This window comes from Streptomyces sp. NPDC001401 (assembly GCF_042895385.1).
Taxonomy (GTDB): Bacteria; Actinomycetota; Actinomycetes; order Streptomycetales; family Streptomycetaceae; genus Streptomyces.
This window is the reverse complement of the sequence record NZ_JBIAWI010000012.1, coordinates 123,628-142,818: the sequence shown is the minus strand read 5'-3', so window position 1 is coordinate 142,818 and position 19,191 is coordinate 123,628. Positions and strand designations below refer to the sequence as shown.

At 70.0% G+C, this 19,191-nt stretch carries 20 protein-coding genes and 1 pseudogene; 13 read left to right on the top strand and 8 right to left on the bottom strand.

From position 1 onward, the window contains the following. A pseudogene (locus ACFY10_RS34265) lies at positions 1-994 on the bottom strand (Toxic cation resistance protein); the annotation flags it as partial. Positions 995-1,111: 117 nt separating this feature from the next. Next, on the bottom strand, positions 1,112-2,050 hold the full coding sequence (locus tag ACFY10_RS34260) for a LysR family transcriptional regulator (protein ID WP_390669130.1): 939 nt from the start codon (positions 2,048-2,050) through the stop codon (positions 1,112-1,114). Between the two features lie 184 nt (positions 2,051-2,234). Between ACFY10_RS34260 and snpA the strand changes: the two genes are divergently transcribed. Beyond that, entirely contained in the window at positions 2,235-2,936 is a 702-nt protein-coding gene (gene snpA / locus ACFY10_RS34255; RefSeq protein WP_390669129.1) for a snapalysin, read from the top strand. Between the two features lie 156 nt (positions 2,937-3,092). On the opposite strand, the gene ACFY10_RS34250 is transcribed toward snpA, so the two are convergent. Both ACFY10_RS34250 and ACFY10_RS34245 read right to left on the bottom strand, forming a co-directional pair. Next, positions 3,093-4,091, bottom strand: a complete 999-nt coding sequence (locus ACFY10_RS34250) for an endonuclease/exonuclease/phosphatase family protein (protein ID WP_390669128.1) — start codon at positions 4,089-4,091, stop codon at positions 3,093-3,095. Between the two features lie 35 nt (positions 4,092-4,126). Then, positions 4,127-4,879, bottom strand: a complete 753-nt coding sequence (locus ACFY10_RS34245; protein ID WP_390669127.1) for an alpha/beta fold hydrolase — start codon at positions 4,877-4,879, stop codon at positions 4,127-4,129. Between the two features lie 82 nt (positions 4,880-4,961). On the opposite strand from ACFY10_RS34245, the gene ACFY10_RS34240 reads away from it, so the two are divergent. Further along, positions 4,962-6,293, top strand: coding sequence for a PLP-dependent aminotransferase family protein (locus ACFY10_RS34240; protein WP_390669126.1), 1,332 nt, complete (start codon positions 4,962-4,964; stop codon positions 6,291-6,293). Here ACFY10_RS34240 and ACFY10_RS34235 read toward each other — a convergent pair. After that, on the bottom strand, positions 6,276-7,268 hold the full coding sequence (locus ACFY10_RS34235) for a hypothetical protein (RefSeq protein ID WP_390669125.1): 993 nt from the start codon (positions 7,266-7,268) through the stop codon (positions 6,276-6,278). The two genes, ACFY10_RS34240 and ACFY10_RS34235, sit on opposite strands and share 18 nt — an antisense overlap. Positions 7,269-7,344: 76 nt before the next feature. After that, complete coding sequence (locus ACFY10_RS34230; RefSeq protein ID WP_390669124.1) at positions 7,345-7,812, bottom strand: hypothetical protein; 468 nt, start codon at positions 7,810-7,812, stop codon at positions 7,345-7,347. A 283-nt stretch (positions 7,813-8,095) separates the two neighbouring features. On the opposite strand from ACFY10_RS34230, the gene ACFY10_RS34225 reads away from it, so the two are divergent. The 4 genes from ACFY10_RS34225 (at position 8,096) to ACFY10_RS34210 (ending at position 11,260) form a co-directional block, all read left to right on the top strand. Further along, on the top strand, positions 8,096-8,422 hold the full coding sequence (locus ACFY10_RS34225) for a hypothetical protein (protein ID WP_390669123.1): 327 nt from the start codon (positions 8,096-8,098) through the stop codon (positions 8,420-8,422). Beyond that, positions 8,419-9,375: a WXG100 family type VII secretion target gene (locus tag ACFY10_RS34220; RefSeq protein WP_390669122.1), complete on the top strand. Its 957-nt coding sequence runs from the start codon at positions 8,419-8,421 to the stop codon at positions 9,373-9,375. The genes ACFY10_RS34225 and ACFY10_RS34220 overlap by 4 nt, the downstream gene beginning before the upstream one ends. Continuing rightward, positions 9,375-9,953, top strand: a complete 579-nt coding sequence (locus ACFY10_RS34215) for a hypothetical protein (RefSeq protein WP_390669121.1) — start codon at positions 9,375-9,377, stop codon at positions 9,951-9,953. The genes ACFY10_RS34220 and ACFY10_RS34215 overlap by 1 nt, the downstream gene beginning before the upstream one ends. 95 nt (positions 9,954-10,048) lie before the next feature. Beyond that, positions 10,049-11,260, top strand: a complete 1,212-nt coding sequence (locus ACFY10_RS34210; RefSeq protein ID WP_390669120.1) for a hypothetical protein — start codon at positions 10,049-10,051, stop codon at positions 11,258-11,260. Positions 11,261-11,345: 85 nt separating this feature from the next. On the opposite strand, the gene ACFY10_RS34205 is transcribed toward ACFY10_RS34210, so the two are convergent. Further along, on the bottom strand, positions 11,346-11,672 hold the full coding sequence (locus tag ACFY10_RS34205; protein WP_390669119.1) for a transposase: 327 nt from the start codon (positions 11,670-11,672) through the stop codon (positions 11,346-11,348). A 287-nt stretch (positions 11,673-11,959) separates the two neighbouring features. Between ACFY10_RS34205 and ACFY10_RS34200 the strand changes: the two genes are divergently transcribed. From ACFY10_RS34200 to ACFY10_RS34185, 4 genes are read left to right on the top strand one after another with little or no spacing between them, the layout of a single operon-like run. Further along, positions 11,960-13,204, top strand: a complete 1,245-nt coding sequence (locus ACFY10_RS34200; RefSeq protein ID WP_390669118.1) for a M16 family metallopeptidase — start codon at positions 11,960-11,962, stop codon at positions 13,202-13,204. A gap of 11 nt (positions 13,205-13,215) precedes the next feature. Further along, positions 13,216-14,475 carry a M16 family metallopeptidase gene (locus ACFY10_RS34195; protein WP_390669117.1) on the top strand — a complete coding sequence of 420 codons (1,260 nt, stop codon included), beginning with the start codon at positions 13,216-13,218 and terminating at the stop codon, positions 14,473-14,475. Next, complete coding sequence (locus tag ACFY10_RS34190) at positions 14,472-15,080, top strand: flavoprotein (protein ID WP_390669116.1); 609 nt, start codon at positions 14,472-14,474, stop codon at positions 15,078-15,080. The genes ACFY10_RS34195 and ACFY10_RS34190 overlap by 4 nt, the downstream gene beginning before the upstream one ends. Further along, positions 15,073-15,990 carry a hypothetical protein gene (locus ACFY10_RS34185; protein ID WP_390669115.1) on the top strand — a complete coding sequence of 306 codons (918 nt, stop codon included), beginning with the start codon at positions 15,073-15,075 and terminating at the stop codon, positions 15,988-15,990. Before ACFY10_RS34190 ends, ACFY10_RS34185 begins: the two co-directional genes overlap by 8 nt. Here the strand turns inward: ACFY10_RS34185 and ACFY10_RS34180 are convergent. Next, positions 15,968-16,303: a hypothetical protein gene (locus tag ACFY10_RS34180; RefSeq protein ID WP_390669114.1), complete on the bottom strand. Its 336-nt coding sequence runs from the start codon at positions 16,301-16,303 to the stop codon at positions 15,968-15,970. The genes ACFY10_RS34185 and ACFY10_RS34180 overlap by 23 nt on opposite strands. Positions 16,304-16,547: 244 nt before the next feature. Between ACFY10_RS34180 and ACFY10_RS34175 the strand changes: the two genes are divergently transcribed. The 3 genes from ACFY10_RS34175 to ACFY10_RS34165 are packed head-to-tail and all read left to right on the top strand — an operon-like array spanning position 16,548 to position 19,179. Next, on the top strand, positions 16,548-17,369 hold the full coding sequence (locus ACFY10_RS34175; protein ID WP_390669113.1) for an ABC transporter ATP-binding protein: 822 nt from the start codon (positions 16,548-16,550) through the stop codon (positions 17,367-17,369). After that, positions 17,366-18,217, top strand: a complete 852-nt coding sequence (locus ACFY10_RS34170; protein WP_390669112.1) for an ABC transporter permease — start codon at positions 17,366-17,368, stop codon at positions 18,215-18,217. The genes ACFY10_RS34175 and ACFY10_RS34170 overlap by 4 nt, the downstream gene beginning before the upstream one ends. After that, positions 18,217-19,179, top strand: a complete 963-nt coding sequence (locus ACFY10_RS34165) for an LLM class flavin-dependent oxidoreductase (protein ID WP_390669111.1) — start codon at positions 18,217-18,219, stop codon at positions 19,177-19,179. Before ACFY10_RS34170 ends, ACFY10_RS34165 begins: the two co-directional genes overlap by 1 nt. Positions 19,180-19,191: the final 12 nt, after the last annotated feature.

The following is a 19,191-nucleotide window of genomic DNA, read 5'->3' as shown; positions in this document are numbered from 1 at the left end:
CGGCTTCCGGCTCCGCCTCGGCCGCAGGTTCGGCCTCCGCCTCGGCTTCGCCTTCGGCGGGGGTGTTCCCACCCGCACCACCCGTACCACTTTCGTCGGCGGCTGCGAGTGGCTCCTGCGGGGCTTCCTCGTCGTCGGCGGCTGCGGGCTCGTTCACCTCGGCCGCGGCGGCCACGGGCTCGGGGGTCTGCTCCGGCTCCTCGGCCTCTGCGACCGGCTCGGGCTCGGTCTCCGCGACCGGCTCGGGGGTGGTCTCGATCACGGGCTCGGGGGCGGCCTCTGCCTCCGGCTCGGGCTTCGCCTCCGGCTCAACTTCTGCGACCGGCTCCGCGGTCTCCTCCGGTGCCGTGGTGGGCTCCGGTTCCTCGGCGGCCACCGGCTCAGGGGCCTGCTCCGGCTCCTCAGGCTCGGGCTCGGTCTCCGCGACCGGCGCGGGCTGCGGCTCGGGGGTGGTCTCGGGCTCGGGCTCGGTCTCCGCGACCGGCGCGGGCTCCGGCTCGGGGGTGGTCTCGATCACGGGCTCGGGCTCCGGCTCCGGCTCGGGGGCGACCTCCGCCTCCGGCGCAGCCTCCGCGATCGGTTCCGCGGCAGCCTCCGGCTCCGGCTCCGGGGCAGCCTCAGTGGCCGGTTCCGGCCGCTCCGCCAGCTCGGGCTCGGCCTCCGTGGTCGGTTCCGGCTGCTCTTCCGGCTCGGGGGCGGCCTCCGCCACCGTCTCCTCAGCCTTCGCAGTCGGCTGGTCCACCGGCTCCGACGGCCTCGGCACCGTGATGTTGTCGAAGGCTGCCGATACCAGGTCGTGCTCGTCCTGGTCCGCCGTGGACGAGGAGCGAGGTTCCGGGACCTGCGCAGATGCCGTCGGCTGCGGCTCGGGGGACGGTGCTGGGACCGTCGGTTCCGGAGTGTGCGAAGGGGTGAGGTCCGCACCCTCTGCTTCGGCGGCACGCCCCTTGCGTGACCTGCCGAACGCGTTCCGCAGGAGAGTGAGAATGCCCATGTGCGCAACCCTTCGCGTGAGTTGATCCCGTCAATCCCTGGCCAGGACGGACACGTAAGGTTAGCGGCCCCAGATGGCGATCTTGGGCAGGGGCAAGGGACAGTACGGCCACGCGTGTCAACCACACGTCAACGCAGGATGCTGTCCCTCGCGTTCCAGCCACTCCCGATACGCCGGTGCCCGTCGTGCCGACTCCCAGTACGCCTCCTCCAGTGCGGGCAGGGCGCCGTCCAGGTCGGTTTCCGTTCGGGCCGCCAGCAGGAGGCGTACGCCGAGTGGGTCGCCCTGGAGGCGGCGTACGGCCATGTCGGGGTGGGAGATCGCGGTCGGCTGGCAGACGGTGACCACCTCGCCGGTCGCGACCAGGGCGGCGGCCGTGTGGTAGTCGCCGTGCAGGACGTGCGGGTTGATGCCCGCCGTGCGGAACATGCGCTGGACCGCGTCCCATTCGCCATCCACGGTGGGATCGATCATCCAGCGGTCCTCGGCCAGGTCGCAGAGGCGGACCACGGGGTTCGCCGCTGCGGGGTGGTCTGCCGAGAGGTACACGAACTGCGGTTCGCGTTCGATCAGGGTGCGCAGGCGCAGGCCTTCGGGGATACGCAGCGGGTTGCCCTCGACCTCGTGCACGAAGGCGACGTCCAGCTGGCCGTCGGCGACCATGCGCAGCAGGGCGTTCGGGGAGACGTTCATGTGCAGGGTGGGGTCCTGGCCGCGGGTGCGCAGGCGGCGCAGCCAGCCCGCCAGGGCCTTGCTGGAGGTGGAGCCGACGCGCAGTTCGGGGCCCCCGGTGGCCGCGGCTCTCGCCTCGCTGACCAGGGAGCGCATTTCGGCCACCAGCGGGCGGGCGCGGCTCAGCACCAGGCTGCCCAGCGGGGTGGGCCGGCAGCCGGTGCGGGCGCGGACGAACAGTGCGCCGCCCAGCTCCTGCTCGATGCGGCGCAGTTGTGTGCTCAACGACGGCTGGGCGACGCCCAGTTGGCGGGCGGCGCGGTGCAGACTGCCGGTGTCGGCTATGGCGCACAGCGCGCGGAGGTGTCTCACCTCTAGCTCCATGCCCTCGGAGCGTAAAGCGGAACCCAAGGTTTCACCAGCCACACAAATCACGCCCGATGTATGTGAATTGGGCGCTTCGGCGGGTGGTGATACGGCTGTGCTATCGCCGGTTGCCATCATCACAGCCATCCCACAGGGGCCGAAACTCAGCATCGACGACTCACCCCCCACCTAGGAGTCATCGATGCGCAAGCGCACCTCTGTGTCTGTCATGCCCGCGTCCATACGGGCGGCTGCGGCCGTCGGCCTCAGCCTCGCGGTCTTCGGCCTGGGTACGGCGGTTCCGGCCGCCGCGGCCCCGGCTTCCGCCCCGTCGTACGCCGGCTACAACGGCTCGTCCGCCGAGGCCAAGGCCAACAAGGCCTTCTTCCAGGCGGTCCTCAAGTCCGTCGCCGAGAAGCGGGCCGCCCACCCCAGCAGTGCGGCCGCCGTCACGGTCACCTACGACGCCTCCGCGGCGCCCACGTTCAGCGGCGAGATAGCTCGCAGCGCCGAGATCTGGAACAGCTCGGTGTCGAACGTGAAGCTCCAGTCGGGCTCGTCGGGCGCCGACTTCAGCTACCGCGAGGGCAACGACTCCCGCGGCTCGTACGCCTCGACCGACGGTCACGGCGGCGGCTATGTCTTCCTCGACTACGCGCAGAACAAGGAGTACGACTCGACCCGTGTGACCGCCCACGAGACGGGCCACGTCCTCGGCCTGCCCGACCACTACGAGGGTCCGTGCAGTGAGCTGATGTCGGGCGGCGGTCCCGGACCGTCCTGCACGAACCCCAACCCGGACGCCAATGAGCGCGCCAAGGTCGACCAGCTCTGGGCCAACGGCTTCCAGGCGGCGCTGGACAAGGCCCTGAGCGACAAGTCCCTGCACAAGAGCACGCGTTAGTCACCCCCCACACGGTGCGGCCGCCCTCCTGCACGGGGCGGCCGCACCCGCCTGTGTCCGTAGGTGAGACGCCTTCCCCGGAAGGCGTCTCAGGCCACGGCGAGGCCGTATGGCTCCTCCAGCAGTTGTTCCTCGGCGGCTTCGATGAGCAGCAGGTCATCCGTGCCCGTGGAGCGTGATGTCCACGAGCAGCGCGCGGTGGTCGGTGTCGGCCAGGTCCAGGAAACGGGCGCTGCCCGCCGAGAAGTCCCGGGAGACGAGCACGTGGTCGATCTGGGCGCCGAACGTCGGTGCGGTGCGGGCGGGCCAGCTGGGCGTGCGGGCGTGGCCCGCGAGCCCGGCGGCGTCGCGCATACCGGCGTCGAGGATGCGGCGGAACGCGGCGTGGTCCTGGGAGGCGTTGAAGTCGCCGGCCAGGATCATCGGCGTGCGGGTGGCGGCGGCAGCGTCCCGCAACCGGCCGAGTTCGCGGCGCCAGAGGCCGACCTGGCCGGGCAGCGGCGGCATGGGGTGCGCCAGCTGAAGCCGTACGGCATGCCCGCGCACATCGGCGACGGCACCGGGCATGCCCATGATCCCGGCCACGCCACCTGTGCCCTTGAGCGGGAAACGGCTGAGGATGATCGACCCCTCGGAGCCGCCGGCCGCCACGGCCTGACGGTAGGGATAGTCGGCGCCGAACTCCCGCTTCAGCCGCGCCTGGCAGGTGTACTCGCACTCCTCCGCGAACACGATGTCGGGCTTGTGGCGCCGGATCTCGGGGACGAGGGAGCCTGTCCCGCGCCCGAACTCGACGTTCGAGGTCAGCACCTTGAACTCGGCGACGGGAGTGCCGCCGGGCTCGTCCGTCTTCCCGTACGGCTCCATGTACCACGCCAGCAGGGCGAGGACGACGAGCGACCACACCATCCCCAGCCGCCAGCGCCCGAGCAGCGCGAGGAGAAGGGCCAGCCCGGCGGGGGCGAGCAGCCAGGGCAGGAAGGCGAGGACCTGGGGGATCGGGGTGACGCCGTCGCTGTCGGCGACGCGGCAGCCGACGACCACGCTCACCCCGGCCAGCAGCAGGCCCGCGCACCAGGCGGCGAAACGCCGGCCGGCCCGCCGTACCGGCTCGTCCTCGCTCGCAACGGTCCACTCGGCAGCCGCAGTGTCCAAGGCCGGGCCCTCCGCTCACGAGTGGGATGCCCGAATCATCCCCCGGAGGAGTCGATCCGCGCCAGGAAACTGTCCAGCGTCCCGTTGAACTCCTTCGGTCGCTCCAGGTTCGGCATGTGGGCCGTGCCCTCGATGATGTGGAGGGTCGAGTCGGGGAGTGCCGCGTGCATCGCCTCCGCGTCGGAGACCGGGGTGTACGTGTCATCCGCGCCGACGACGACCAGCGCGGGGACCGTGACCCGGGTCAGCAGTTCGCGGTAGTCGGGGCGGGCGGCGCGGGCGCGCAGGGCCGCGGCGGCGGACTCGGGTCGGGTGGCCGTCATCATGCGGTGGACGTGGGCTTTGACCTCTGCGGAGGCGGACGGCGCGACCATCTTCTCCAGCACCTCGTCGGCGTATCCGCGCATGCCCTCCCGCAGCAGGCGCTCCGCCATGGCGTGGCGGGTGCGGACGCCCTCCGGGGTCTCGGCCGCAGGGAAGGTGTCGGCGAGGACCAGGCCGCGGATGCGGTCCGGGAACTGCCGGTAGCAGTCCATCGCGATCTGGCCGCCCATGGAGAGGCCCGCGAGGACGAAGGTCTCCACCCCGAGGCCGTCCAGCACGGTCACGACGTCCTGCGCGAACTGCTCGAAGGCCATGACGGGCGGGGTCTCGGCGGAGGCGCCGTAGCCGCGTAGGTCGGGGGCTATGACGCGACGGGCCGGGGAGAAGGCCTCGACCTGCGGGCTCCACATGGTGTGGTCGAAGGGGTGGCCGTGGACGAGGACGAGGGGGACTGGGACTGGCATGGGTTCGACCCTAGGGCGGGCCAATTCCTCGGTGCAATAAGATCTTTGCCCTCGGTGCAATGGCAAGCAGGGGGATCGGTTCATGGACGCGTATCGGCGTATCGCCGACCGGATAGCCGCCGACATCGCCGGTGGGCGGCTCCGGCCGGGCGAACGGCTGCCTCCGCAGCGGCAGTTCGCCAGACGGCACGGGATCGCCGCCTCGACGGCGGAGCGGGCGTACGGAGAGCTGGTACGGCGGGGGCTGGTCGTCGGCGAGGTCGGCCGCGGCACCTTCGTGCGGGCCGCCCCGACGGGACCTGCCGGGCGGGCGCTCACCGAACCGGCGACCGCCGCGCCGGTGAACATGGAGCTCAACTACCCTTCCGCACCCGGCCAGTCGGAGCTGCTCGCCCCCGCCCTCGCGCCGATGCTGCGCCCCGACGTCCTCGCCGAGGCTCTGCGCCCGGCCCCCGCCGCCGGTACCGCGGCGGCCCGCGAGGCGGTGGCGGCGCTGCTCGCCACCCCCGGCCGGCGCCCGGCCCCCGACCAGCTCCTCTTCACCGGCAACGCCCGCCAGGCCATCGCCGCCGCTCTCGCCTCCCTGGTCCGGCCGGGCGGCCGCGTGGGTGTCGAGGAGCTGACGTATCCGCTGGTCAAGGAGATCGCGGGCAGGCTGGGCGTCCGGCTGGTCCCGCTGGCCATGGACGAGGGCGGGCTGTGTCCGGAGGCGGTCGCGGCCGCCCACCGGGCCGCTCCCCTGTCCGCCCTCTACCTCCAGCCGACCCTGCACAACCCCACGTCCGTGACGACGGGGCAGGCACGGAGGCGCCAACTCGCCGAAGTCGTGGCCGACTTGGGCATCCCGGTTGTGGAGGACCGCATCTGGTCCTTCCTCGACGAGGTGGGCGGCGACCCCTTCGCCGCCCACGCGCCCGATCTCACGTATGTCGTAGACGGCCTCTCCAAGCGGGTCGCGCCCGGGCTCACCGTCGGCTTTCTCGTCGTACCGCCGCATCGGGTGGAGGCGGTGGCGGCGGCCGTTCGGTCCGGGGGGTGGAGTGCCGGACGGTTCGCGCTGGAGGCGGCGGTGCGGTGGATCGGGGACGGGACGGTGGGGCGGCTGGTGGCGGCCAAGCGGGAGGACGCGGCGCGGCGGCAGGAGCTGGTCGCCGAGCACCTCCGGGGGTTTCGGGTGCGGAGCGATCCGCGGGCCTATTTCGCCTGGTGGGAGCTGCCCGCGCCGTGGCGTGCGGACACCTTCACGGCCGCGGCGGCCGCGCGCGGCATCGCCGTCACGCCGGGGACCGCCTTCGCCGTCGACCCCAGACGCACCCCGGACGCCGTCAGGCTCGGGCTCGCGTCGGCTGCTGTGCCTGATCTGGAGCGGGCGCTGCGGGCGCTCGCCGGCGTGGCATCAAGGGCTCCGCTGTAGGCCCGGGGATTCGTCTGCGGGTGCGTTGTGGCTGGTCGCGCCCCGCGGCGGAGCCGCAGCTCGGCGCTGTCCCGCGCCCCTTTGGGGTGCTGCCGAACCGCGGACTCCTCCGCGGCCGCCCGGATGCCGGAAGCGTCCCGTGAGCCAGGCCGTCAGCGCGACCGTCAGGCCCAGGACGACCAGCAGCCAGGACACCTGGCGCAGGGTTGCGGTGAGGGCGTCGTAGACGGCGCCCGCGGCCGGCTGGTGGGCCTCCTCGGGCAGGTCGGCCAGGGTGAGACGGCGGCCGATCGTGACGGCGAGGGCGAGCAGCGCGCCGCCCAGCGCCGTGCCGAGCCCGGTCGCGGTGACCGCACGGCGGCGGCAGGCGGCGACCGCGATCCCGGCGACGGCGAAGACGACGGCCAGGACGGGCAGCCAGAAACCGGCGACTTCCAGCACATGGAATCCTTTCCGGAGCCGGTCCAGCTCCTGGGCCGGGAGGACCGAGACCTCGGTGTGCTCGACCGGGATGCGGTTCGCCAACGCGACGTGGTCCACGGCGAGTTGACGCTTGACCTGGGCGGTGACCGGGGCGAGGTCGACGGTGACGTCGCGGTCGCTCTCGTCGTGCAGGGCGCGCAGCACGGCGTCGTGGACGGCCCGGTTCCCGGAGTCCCAGGCCAGGCGGAAGGCCTCGGTACCGGTGAAGGAGTGCACTGCGTCGTGCACGAAGGGGCGCACGGTGCCCGGCAGCGGCCGTACGTCCGCCCTGTCGTCGACCTGTTCCATGATCCCGTTGCCGACGGTGTCCGCGACCGCGTTCCGTACGGCGGGATCCGCGGCCAGCGGCGCCATCGTCGTCACGTAGCGGCTCGTGTCGGTGAGGTCGTACGCCGCCCAGGCCGCGAGCGTGCCGCACGGCGCGAGCAGACAGGCGAGGGCGATCAGTGCCGCCGACAGGGCGCTGCGCAGACGCGCAGGACGAGGGACCACCTCTCCAGGCAACGGCCCGGGGGCGGGGTGCGCGAGCGGTATGACTCCATTTGGGTGCGTTGCGCCCTCGTGGAGGTCAGCGGATGCGGTGCCCTTCGGCGTCCTCCCGCGTGTAGTAGCGGTAGAAGAACACCAGGAAGACGCCCGCCGTGACGATCACGCCGAGGGCCACGGCCCGGTAGATCGACTCGCCGGTCTGGGCGTAGAGGAAGCCGACCGCGGCGCCCGCGAAGCCGGACTTCACCAGCGAGTGCAGTTCGCGCTTCAGCAGCGGCGCGAACGTCGCGACAGCGATGCACAGCACGATGAACACGGCCGCCGTGACGAAGCCGAACAGGATGTTCCAGCCGGTGATCTCGCCGCCGCCGCGCCGGTTGGCCGCGCACCAGAAGCCGTAGACGAGTCCGAGGACGACGGGGATCCCGTACCGTCCCACCGTGTGGACCCGCTCGTCGAAGAGGTCGGGTGTGCGGGTGGGCCGAGCCGCGCGGTTCAGCCTGACCTTGCCCATCATCCCGCCGGACGTGGGTGCCGCTTGAGCCATGAGAGCACTCCTCTCTCTCCTCGCCCCCGCCTACCAGAGCACACCTGGGGGGAGGGCCTGGCAAGTCGGCGGACGGAGGCAGTTCCGGGGTTGCGGTCCGACGGGCGGTCCGGCGGGCGGGGAGGAAGCGCGCGACATCTTTGCGTGATCTTGACCGGCATTGGACTTCCCTTTTCCACGGCTTGGCGGCGCCGCTACCGGGCGTTCCTAGACTCGCCGGATGCGCGCATCCGCCCGATGGGCGGCGCACGCAACAAACGCGCACGCAACGCATGGGGGACTCATGGGAGACGGCTTCCACGCCGACCCGGACGTGCTGCTCAAGTACGCAGGACAAGCCGAGCAGCACCTCGACGACATTCCGCGGGTGGCTTCCGCGCTCGCCCACATCACCGTGCCGGACGGTGCGTTCGGCAAGCTTCCGGACTCCGACGAGCTGCACTCCGCCTACCGGGACCACGCCGGTGCCGCCGAACACAACGTCCAGGACCTCGTCTCCGTCCTGGCGGACGTGGCCCAGGGGCTCCGGGACGTCGCCGGCGAGTATCTCCGCAACGAGTACGACCTGGGCCAGGGGCTGGACGGCATCGGCGGCGCGATCGACGTATGAGCGACACAGCAGCCGCCTACGCCTGGACGAAGAAGGAACCCGCGCCGCTCCCGCCGCTGGAGGACGTGCAGCCCAGCCAGGAACACGGCCTGGACGCCGGCATCGACGACCTCGTCCGGGGTGTCCTGGATGCGACCGGCATGCTGGACGAGCTGGAGAAGGTCACCGGCATGCCGGGGCAGCTGAGTGCCGCCGCGCACAGCTGGTACGGCCAGGCGAAGGCACTCCAGTCGCTGGCCGACACCTTGCGCATGGGTGCCGCGAAGCTCCCCGAGCACTGGGAGGGGGAGGCTTCGGCGTCCTTCGGCCGCGGCATGGGCGAGTTCGTCGACGCCATCGACCGGACCGCGGAGGACATGGGCCGGACCGCGGAGATCCTCAACAGCGCCGCGAAGGAGTGCAAGCTCGCCGAGGACACCGTCGTCGCCATCATCCGCGAGGCGATCGAAATGATCGCCATGACGGTGGCCGCGGGACTCATCACCGACCTGCTGACGGCCGGCCTGGCCACGGCCGTCGACGCGCTGGCGGTGGACGCCGAGATCGCCATCTACGTCGAGCGGGTGGAACAGGTCTCCTCCAAGCTCGGTACGGCCCTGCGGGACCTGATGAAGGCCGTGAAGGACATGCGGGCCGGGGAAGCCAAGTTCAAGGACGTGGTCAAGGCCGCCAAGGGTGTCCGCAAGATGTCCGGCTGGCGCGGCATGGGTGGTGAGGGGACGCACAAGGGCCTTGTGTGGGCCGCCCACCACGAAGGGATGAAGCAGCTCAAGGAACATGTCTTCAAGCCCCTCTTCGGGGAGGCCCCCGGGCTCACCGGAGACCCGGCGGGGCCCGTCAAAGAGGCACTCCACAGCGACACCACCAAGGAGGCCCTGGCGCGGGACCAGCAGCTCGCCCACGACCAGCCCTACCGGGTGAACAAGCGCAGTATTGAAGAGGACTTCGGCTGATGACGACTGAACGGGACGTGCGACGTGAGGAGTACGTCGCCCGCTGCCTCCCGAGCGGTGAGCAGCTCTACCGTGCCTTCGCGGCCGGGCTGGATCCGCTGGCGCCGGAGCGGATTCCGCGCCGTTGTCGTCCGCCGCAAGCGCGGGGGGCGATCGCTGTGCTGGCGGCCCCGGTGGAGGCACTGGCCAACAAGTTGGAGGAGTGGTTGTTTCGGGGCTTCGGCATCCGGCGGCTGGTGCGCGGCCGGGTGTGGCAGGGCGGTTGGGACAGCGACGCGGGGCGATTCGTGATCGCTGTGCGTGCGGGCGACCGACGCGGAGAGTACGAGAACAACAGGTTCCTGCTGACGTTCACCGACCGCAGAGTGCTGCTGCTCAGCGCTCCAGGGTTGTCGGAGCGCGAGCCCCCCGAGCTCTTCGGGGAGTATCCGCGGCATGTGCTCGCCCTGCGCAGCGAGCCGCACCCGGCCCGCCACCGCAACCGTGTGGACCTCGCCTTCCCGGACGGCTCCTGGGTCGCGCTCGCGATCGGCAGGCGGGACGAAGTGGGCGACGTGCGCAGGTACCTGGAGTCCTGAGGCGCACCGCACGATTTCGGTCCTGACACCCACCTTTGCAGCCGCAGCGGTTACGGTGCTGCGGTAAGTGATCGACGGGGGATGGGGAGGGAACGATGCCCGGAACCGTGCTGTTGCTCGCCGCATCCCCGGCGGGCAAGGGCTGCTTGGTGGACGCGGCGTCCGTCCTTCCCGTCCTCGCGGCAGTCCCGCCCGCCGTCCTGTCCGGCACGGACACGGCGAACGTCGTCGAGCTCGCCGACCCGCTGGAGCCGCAGGCCGTGCTCACCCGGCTGCGGGCGGCCGCGGGGGCCCCGGGGCCGCTCACCGTCTTCCTCACCGGGCAGCTGCAGCTCGACCGGCGCCAGCGGCTGCCGCACCTGGCACTGGCCCGTACGACGCCCGCGACGGTGCGCTACACCGGGCTGCCCTGGCACTGGATACGGGAGGAACTGCGGCTGCGGGCGGTTGGTTCCACCACCCTCTTTCTGGACCTGCATGCGGATGCCGAGACGTGGGAGTGGTTGCGGGGCGCTCCGCTGGACTGCGGGCGCAATAACGCGGTTTACGGCCGCATTGCGCCGCCGCCGTCCCGTCGCGCGGTTGCCGTGCCGACGTACATGAAGGCCGTCGCGACGATTCTGCGCAGTGGCCGGCGGCCTGCACCGGCGGAGCTGCATCAGCTGGCGTTGGGCCGTGTCGGCGTCGAGGGTCATGCGGACCTCGTGCTGGCGGTGCCGGGTGTCGGGGGCCCCGTCCCTGGGGGCTTCGCCCCCAGACCCCCGTATCGGCCTGAACGGCCTCGTCCTCAAACTCCCCCAGAGGGGGCACCCCCAGACGGGCTGGATATTGCTGACCGGCAGCAGAGCCGACAGGCCGACAGCAGTAAGGCCGACAACAGTGGCGCCGACCCGCACTCCCTCATCTCCGCCGCCGTCCAGTCCGGCCGTCACCCCGACGCCGACGCCCTCGCCGCCCACCAGGAGCAACTCGCCGTACGCGCGCACGGGCCCGGGTCCGAAGCGGCGTTCCACTGGGCCGAAGTGCGGGCGGATCTGGCGATGTTGGCCGGGGATCCGGTGCGCAGCTGCCGGACCTGGCTAGGGGTGGCCGCGGCGCGGCTGGCGGCGGGGCAGGCGCCGGACGCGTCGGCCGTCGAGGCGGCCGTGGACCGGGCGCATCACCAGTGGGGGCAGGTCCGGGACGCGGCTGCGGCGCGCGAACTCGGGGCGTCGCTCGCCGAGTTGCGCTCGCGGGTGCCGGGGCGCAAGCAGGGTGCACTGGACCATGTGCAGCGGCAGTTGCGGCAGTTGCAGACTCAGGGCTGACGTCCCGGTGGGAACCCTCTCCCCCGGGGCTGATGCACCCCGGTCCCTTGCTGACTTTTCAGCAAGGGACCGGGATGCAGACCTCCTAGGCCAAGCCATTGACGCGGAGCCTCTCGGGTAGTGCCCGAGGTCTGGCCCGGTGGGGCTTCAGCTGCATGTACAGGTCGGCGATCGCGGCCTTGAGGTCAACTATTTCCTGGGACATTTCTACCTCTTTCAGGACGTGCCCGCACACGGATTCACCCCTCATGTTGCGCGCACCCCCTTCGATGAATTGCCGCTTCCAGTTGCGTATCGCCTGTTCTGAGACGTTGGCGAGTTCTGCGGCCTCAGCTACGGTCGCCTGCCCCGACAGCAAAGCGAGAACGATCTTTGTTTTCTCGTCCGGGGGTATTACGGGTGGCCTTGACATCTATGACACCGGGCACCGGTCTCCATTTTCCCCGCAGAGCCAAGATCTATGAAATATGAAGTAATCCGTCATGAGGATCCGACGGGCATTGGTCAGGATGCCCTGCGCTATACAAGCGCGTTCCGATGCAGACACACTTCCCCCTTATGGTTCACGCGCGTCGATCATAGCCCGGCCAGCACTTCTCAGCCAGGAAAGCGCTTAACTACAAGAATCGGGCAAACCGGAACCTTTCCCTCCAAAGAAATACGTTACTTTTACGGCCGTCGACGTCTACGGTTGCGGCCATGCAGCCGTCGATGCGAAATCTCGTCCTGGAGAATGGGGTACGTGTTGTGACCCAGAAAACAAAAGGGCCACCTACGGTAGCCGTATCCGTACAGTATGGAATCGGGTTTCGTAACGAGCCTCGCCACCGCAGTGGCTTCGCCCACCTCTTCGAACACATGATGTTCCAGGGGAGCAAGAACGTCCCTGGCCAGGGCCACTTCTCCCTGGTCCAGGCCTGCGGGGGCGTAGCCAACGGAAACACTTACCAAGATCACACCGAGTACCACCAAGTTGTTCCGTCAACCACTCTGGACCGTGTTCTGTTCGCCGAGGCCGACCGCATGCGGGCCCTCGACATCACCGAGGAAAACCTCGGAACACAGATAGATGTGGTGAAGGAGGAGATACGCTCCAACGTCTTGAACAAGCCATACGGAGGATTTCCCTGGACCATCCTGCCGCAGGCGCTTTTTACCAAGTGGGAGAACACTCATAACGGATACGGCGACCTGGAGGACATCAGTCGCGCCACCCTCGACGACTGCACTGACTTCTTCGAGTCGTACTATTCGCCGTCCAACGCGGTCATCTCCCTGTGCGGAAACATTGACCATGCGGAAGCGGAAACCCTCGTACGCGAGTATTTCGACGATGTCCCGCCGCGCGCCGTACCGGCCCCGGCTGATCTGCATGAACCGTGGCCCATGAAACAGAACGTCCTACGGCACAAGGACCCGATGGCGCCCAAGCCGGCCACGGCCTTGGGATACCGCATGCCAGGGCCGGCGGACAGTTTGGACGACTACGCGGCCCACCTGGTGTTGTCGGCGCTGCTCACCGGCGGGCACCACGGGCTTGCCAAGCAGGTGACCGGCGATATCTCCTCCGGATGCGGCTTGTTCGGTCCCCTCAAGTGTGCTGCTCCGGAAACGTTCCTGATCGTCGCCACCCACGATGAGGGGCAGCACGGACCGGTGGCCGAACGCATCGGCCGCGTGGTGCACCGCGTGGCCAGTGGCGGGGTTGACGAGGCAGAGGTGGCAGCGGCTGTCCGGAGCGCCCTGGCGTCCTTGTACCGCAGACAGGACTCACTGCTCTCACGGGCCGGCCTGGCCGGGACCGGGCAGATCCTCTTCGGCAATCCGCATATCGCTGCGGACCTGGTGACATGCGTGGAACGGGTCGGCAAAGCCTCGGTGGCGGAGGCCGCCGCCTCACTGTGCGGCCAGTATCCGGCCGTCGTCCACCTGGTGAGATCGTGAAAGGACCAACGGTGCTGCCAGCACTTGCCGCACTGCCCGAGGTGGTGGTTCCTCCCATCGTGCGGGCCGCCACGGCGTCGGGCATGACCATCATGGCAAGCCGCTACGCCCTGGCCCCCATGGCCATGGTGCGCCTGTCGCTCTCCTGCGCACCCGATGACGCCGTCAGCCACGCCCGGAGCGAGGTGCTGGCCGCGGCGTTGGACAAGACCCTCTCCGACGCGCTGGCCGCCACAGGAGCGTCGGTCACCGTGCACCGTCAGGGACAGTGGCTCGGTATCTCGGTCCACGCCCCGTCACAGTCCCTCGAGCAGGTTCTCGAACACCTCTCCCGTGTCGTCGCCTCCCCCTGCGCCGATGCCGCTGTCACCGCGTGGGCGGTACGACAGGTGACCTCCCGGACAGTGCTGGCGGCCGGCCAGCCCCACCTCGACTCGGCGGTCGCGTTCCTCCGGCACCTGTACCAGCCCGTCCCGGCGGCCATGCAACCGGTGGCCGACACCACCCTGGTCGCCGGCGCCACCGCCGAGGTCCTGGCCCGTCACCAGAGCCGCATGATCAGTGCGCGAGGCGGCCACCTGGTCGTGGTGAGCGACCATGACCCCGAGGTCACGGCTGCCTGGTGCGAGCGCTACTTCGCCGACGTCGCCGACACCGGGGAGCGGCGCGCGCGGTGCCCCGCGCCGGACACGGGCCGGACAGTCGTGCTGGACCGCCCCGGACGGCACCAGTCCCACATACGACTCGCCGCCCCCGCCATACCCCGTCAGGACCCTGCCCATCTCGCTCTGTCGCTGGCCAACGCGGTTTTCGGCGGCTACTTCTCCTCGCGCCTCGTCCTGGGGCTCAGGGAGCGGGAAGGACTCGCCTACCGGGTCCAGGCCGTCCTGGGCGAGCACCTCGACCGGCACGTGATCCTCGTCGAGGCGGACACCGCACCCGACCGGACCTCGCACACCGTCGGGCGCATCGACTGGTATCTGCGGCAGTTGACCTCCTCGCCCATCACGGAACAGGAGGTGGACCAGGCCCGCCGCTACATGACCGGCACCATGCTGATCTCCATGTCCTCCCAGGCCGGTCTCGCCGCGACGTTCGACGCCAGTCTGGTCGCCGGTGAGGACCCGGAGAACATCCCCCTTGTACTGGAGCGGCTGGCCGGTGTCCCGGCGTGCCAGGTTCGGCAGGCCGCCGCCGAGTTCTACGCCCCGGACCGATTCGGCGGAGTGATCGTCGCGGACACCGGCGCGGACACAGAGGAAACCAGGTGAACGAGACAATCCCGACGGCCGGTGTTCCGGTCTTCACCGGGCAGCGGCTTCTGTACGTGGTCACAGGGTCGGTCTCGGCGATGTGGGCCCCGATGTGGGCCAACTGGCTCCGCACGGCCTATCCCGAGGTCGAGTTGAAGATCGTGCTCACCCAGTCGGCGCAGAACTTCACCGGCGTCTCGGCGCTGTCGCTGATGGCGAAGACCGACATCGTCGAGGACGCCTGGCCCGAGTCTCCGCTGTCGGCGTTGCATGTGGAGTTGTCGCACTGGGCGGACAGCGTCATCGTCTACCCGGCCACGTTCTCCTTCATCGGCCGCCTGGCCCAGGGGATGGCGGACACCCCGGCGATGCTGGCCCTGCAGTGCACGAGGGCGCCCATCGCTGTTGCCCCGGCTCTGCCGCCCGGTGCCGCCGAGGGGCACTCGTACGCCCGGCACATGAAGGAGCTGGCTCAGTGGCCGAACCTCACCGTGGTGCCCGGCGTCCGGGGGATATCCGCCACCACGGGCGAACGCGACACCCACACTCCCGCCCAACTACCGGCTGTCATGGCGATGTTGGAGAAACTCCGGTACGGCATGAAGGCGCAGGCCGATGCCTGAGCTGATGGACCGTTACGAGACGGGCTACCTGTCCACCGTCATCACCTGCGACGACTCGTCGTACGCATGGACCCACAGTGGCGGAACCGACCGGCCCCGCCCACTGACCACGCCATCGCGGCTCTTGTTCCTGGCGGCGGAGCGCGCCGCACACGATGAGGTGCGCTTTGTCACGCCCACGTCCGAGGTCCGCGCGGACGGGGGAACGGCGCTGACCTATCGCACCCCGGGTGCCAGGTCCCTGGCCTCGATGTTCCTGTCCAAGGAGAACCCGGCCGACGCCGCCGGGCTCCTGTCGTGCGTGGCACGCTGCCTCGCGCGGTTCCACACTCCGCTGCCGGACAGCGCCCGCGCACGTACACCGGGCGGCATCGACCGGGTGATGTCGTGGCTGGTCGACGGGCAAGGGCCGAAGGCGGCCGCCGCCTGGCACACCGTCGCCGGCCAAGGGCTCGGGACGCCCCGGTGGAACACGCTGCGCCACTGGTGCGAGCTGTTCGCCCGGCCAAAGGGGCGGTTCGTCGTGCACGGGGCGATGGGAACCGGGATGATCGCTCCCGATACGGGAAACATCCTGCGGGCCGCGGTGTTGTGCGGAACCGAAGAAGCCGCCTCGCTCCCGGAGTTCGACATCGGCTGGATGCTCGGCGAGCTGTACGAGAACGAGCATCTCAACGGGCATGACCCCGCCTACGTCGACGAGTTGCGACAAGCGTTCCTGTCGTCGTACGACCGGCCGGTCGACCTGCCCACCGTGCGGATCGCCACCGCGCTGCGGGTGCTGATCCATTCCCACGACTTCGCCGCCTACATGGGCTGGTCCCGTCTCATGCCCTCGTACGTCCCGCTCCTCGCCGAACTGGTGGACAGCGAAGGCGCATGCGCCGTCACCGCCCCCGTGTCGCGGTGACGGCCCCGTCCACGATCTTCTTGGCGGACGCCAGGCCCACCCCCGGCAGTTCCTCACGCACCCGCTTGATGGCCGCCACAGGGTGGGCGTGCGGGTCGATGCCCGCCTTGTCGAGCAGATCGCAGGCCCAGTGCACCACGGGATCGGAGTGGTCGGCGTAGTTCTCCAGGGCGGCAAGGGCCCGGCGCAGTCCCGGGGCGTCCTCGGGGCCGGCCTGCTCCAACTCGTCACGCACGATCCGTAGCGCCGCGTCGATGTCGGAGATGACCGGTACCTTCCGGTTGCCGAACCCGAACATTTCGAGACCCGCCATGGTAAAGCCCCTGTTTCTTTGCGGAATTGCGGACAGGCGGCCAGCCTAGGGCGGTCGCGCCGCAGAAAAGGAACCCCGCATTCCGGGGGAAGTGCCTTCGTGCAGGTCAGCGCGGATACGGGACCAAGAAACCCATTCTTTCGCAAGCCGATCAGGCCTTCCGTGGCCATTAATCTCGCCGGCAGTCAATCAACCAATGGAAGACATGTCATCACTATCTGTCATCGAAGCAAGCTGCATCACCATGGCCTATGGGCCCACGGAGGTTCTCAAGGGCGTCGACCTGACCATCGGCAAGGGTGAGGTTGCCTGTGTGCTCGGCCCAAACGGGGCGGGGAAGTCCACCACCATCGAGATCCTGGAAGGGTTCCGGCAGCGGTCCGGCGGACAGGTGAGCGTGCTGGGCACCGACCCCGAACACGCCGGTGCCGCATGGCGCAACAAGGTCGGCATCGTGCAGCAGTCCTGGCGTGACCACGCGGCATGGACCGTACGGGATGTGCTCGGCCACTTCGCCCGCTATTACGACCACCCCTACGCCACCACCGACCTGCTGGCCATGACGGGCCTGACCGGCCGGGCCGACCAGGAGCTGCAGACCCTCTCCGGCGGCCAGCGCCGGCGGGTGGATGTCGCCCTGGGGATCATCGGCCGCCCGGAGGTGCTGTTTCTCGACGAACCCACTGCCGGGTTCGACCCTCAGGCGCGCCGGGAATTCCACGACCTGATCCTGGGCATGCGCGACTCCACCGGCGTGACGGTGGTGCTGACCACCCATGACCTGGCCGAGGCCGAGCGACTGGCCGACACCGTCAGCATTCTGGTCGGAGGGCGTGTGCGCATCTCCGGTTCCCTGGACTCGCTGGCCCGGCAGGTCTCGGAGCAGTCCGTCGTCCGTTGGACGGCAGCGGACGGCAGCAAGCAGGTCGAGCACACCGCCGGCCCGGAAAAGCTGGTCTACGAACTCACCCAGTCATTCCAAGGGCCCATACCCGGGATCGAGGTGGTCCGCCCCACGCTGGAGGACACCTACCTGTCGTTCCTGCGTGAACAGGGGGAGATGTGAGCACGCGCGCTCAGAGGATCGCCGCTACCGGGTGGGACCGCGCCCGCGTACTGATCAAGTCGGCTGTGACCTCGAAGATGGAGATCGTGGGTCTGCTGCTCACCCCGGGGATCTTCCTGTTCATGGCCTCGCAGCGCTCCGGGTTCGTCGCCGGGTCCCACATCAAGCAGTCGCTGCTGATGGTGACCGGCGGTGTGGCCATGGTCGCGGCCATCGAAGGGCTCTCCTCGACCGCAAGCATGATCAGCATGGACCGGCACGACGGCACCATGCTCCGGCTGCGCGGAACCCCGGACGGCATGCCCGCCTATCTGGTCGGGAGGATGCTGCACATCTGTGTCCGCGCGGCCGCGGCCGCGGTCGTCATGCTCGTCGCCGCGCATCTGGCGTTCGCGATGCCGCTCCCGTCGACACCCCTGAAGTGGGCCACGCTGGTCTGGGTCCTGGTCCTGGGCATCCTGGCGACCGTACCGCTGGGCGCGACCCTGGGAGCACTGCTGGACTCCCAGCGTGCCTCCGCACTGCTGCAGTTGCCGGTCTACGCGCTCGTCATGCTGTCGGGAGTCTTCGTTCCCTTCGCCGCCATGCCCCGCTATGTGCAGTGGGTGCTGGAGGTCTTTCCGGTCAAGTGGATGGCCCAGGGAATCCGTTCGGCCATGCTCCCCGACCAGATGCTCGTCGCCGAGACCTCGCATTCCTGGCAGCTGCCCTGGGTCGCGCTCGTCCTGGTGGCGTGGACCGTGGCCGGGATGTGGCTGGCGCCGAAGATGCTCCACCGCGCCGCCCGCAAGGAATCCGGCTCGAAGCTGGCCGGCCGGCGGCAGACCGCCATGGCCGGAGGCATGTGATGCGCGTTTCGTGGCTGTATCCGGCACAGGTGTCCAACCCGGCCGTGCTGCTGCCGTTCGCCAGGACCGCGCAGAGCCTCGGGGTGCACCGGCTGTGGACCGGCCAGTCCCTGCGGGCGGAGACGCACCAGATCTTCTCCTACCTGTGCGGGGCGGGCATCCGCATGCCCATGGGCTCGGCGGTGACGCTGTTCCCGCTGCGGCATCCGATCGACGCGGCGGCCCAGGCCCGTGGCGTGGCCATGCTGAGCGGTCACTCCTACGTGGCCGGGTACGGCCCCGGATCCGCCGGCTTCCAGGCCGCGGCCCTGGGGGAGAAGCTGGCCAAGCCGGCGTCGGCGACCGTGGAGTTCCTGACCCTCGCCCGGCGCTTCACCGCGGGCGAGGCCGTCACTCACCGCGGTGACCTCCACCGAGTCGACTTCCAGCTCGAACCACTGCCGCATCCGCCGGTCCACTGGGCCGCCGGCGTACTGCGCCCCGGCATGGCGCGGCGCGTCGCCGGCTGTGCGGATCTGGCCATCACCTGGATGACACCCCCCGCCTATGTCCGTGACCACATCATTCCTGCGCTGACCGAGGGTGCCACGGCCGCCGCGAGGCCGATTCCGGAGGTGGCGACGGTCGTCCATGTGTACCCCGACCGGTACGGCAAGGACGTGTACGAGGTGGCGCAGAAAGCGGCGGGCGTCCACCTCTCCATGCCGCACTACACGGACATGCTCCGGCGCGCCGGGGTGGCGGCGCACGCCGACGACCCGCGGGCGGGAGCCAGGGCCCTGGTCGACAGCGGCACCTTTGTGCACGGCAGTCCCCGGCAGATCGCCGATCTGCTGGAGGAATACCGCCGGTGCGGCGTCGCCGAGGTCGTTCTCAACCCCATGTCGTCGATCGCCGCTCACGGGCTGGGCACCGCGATCCGTGACCTGTCCGACATCACCACATCACTTGCCGCCAACTAACAGACAAGAAAG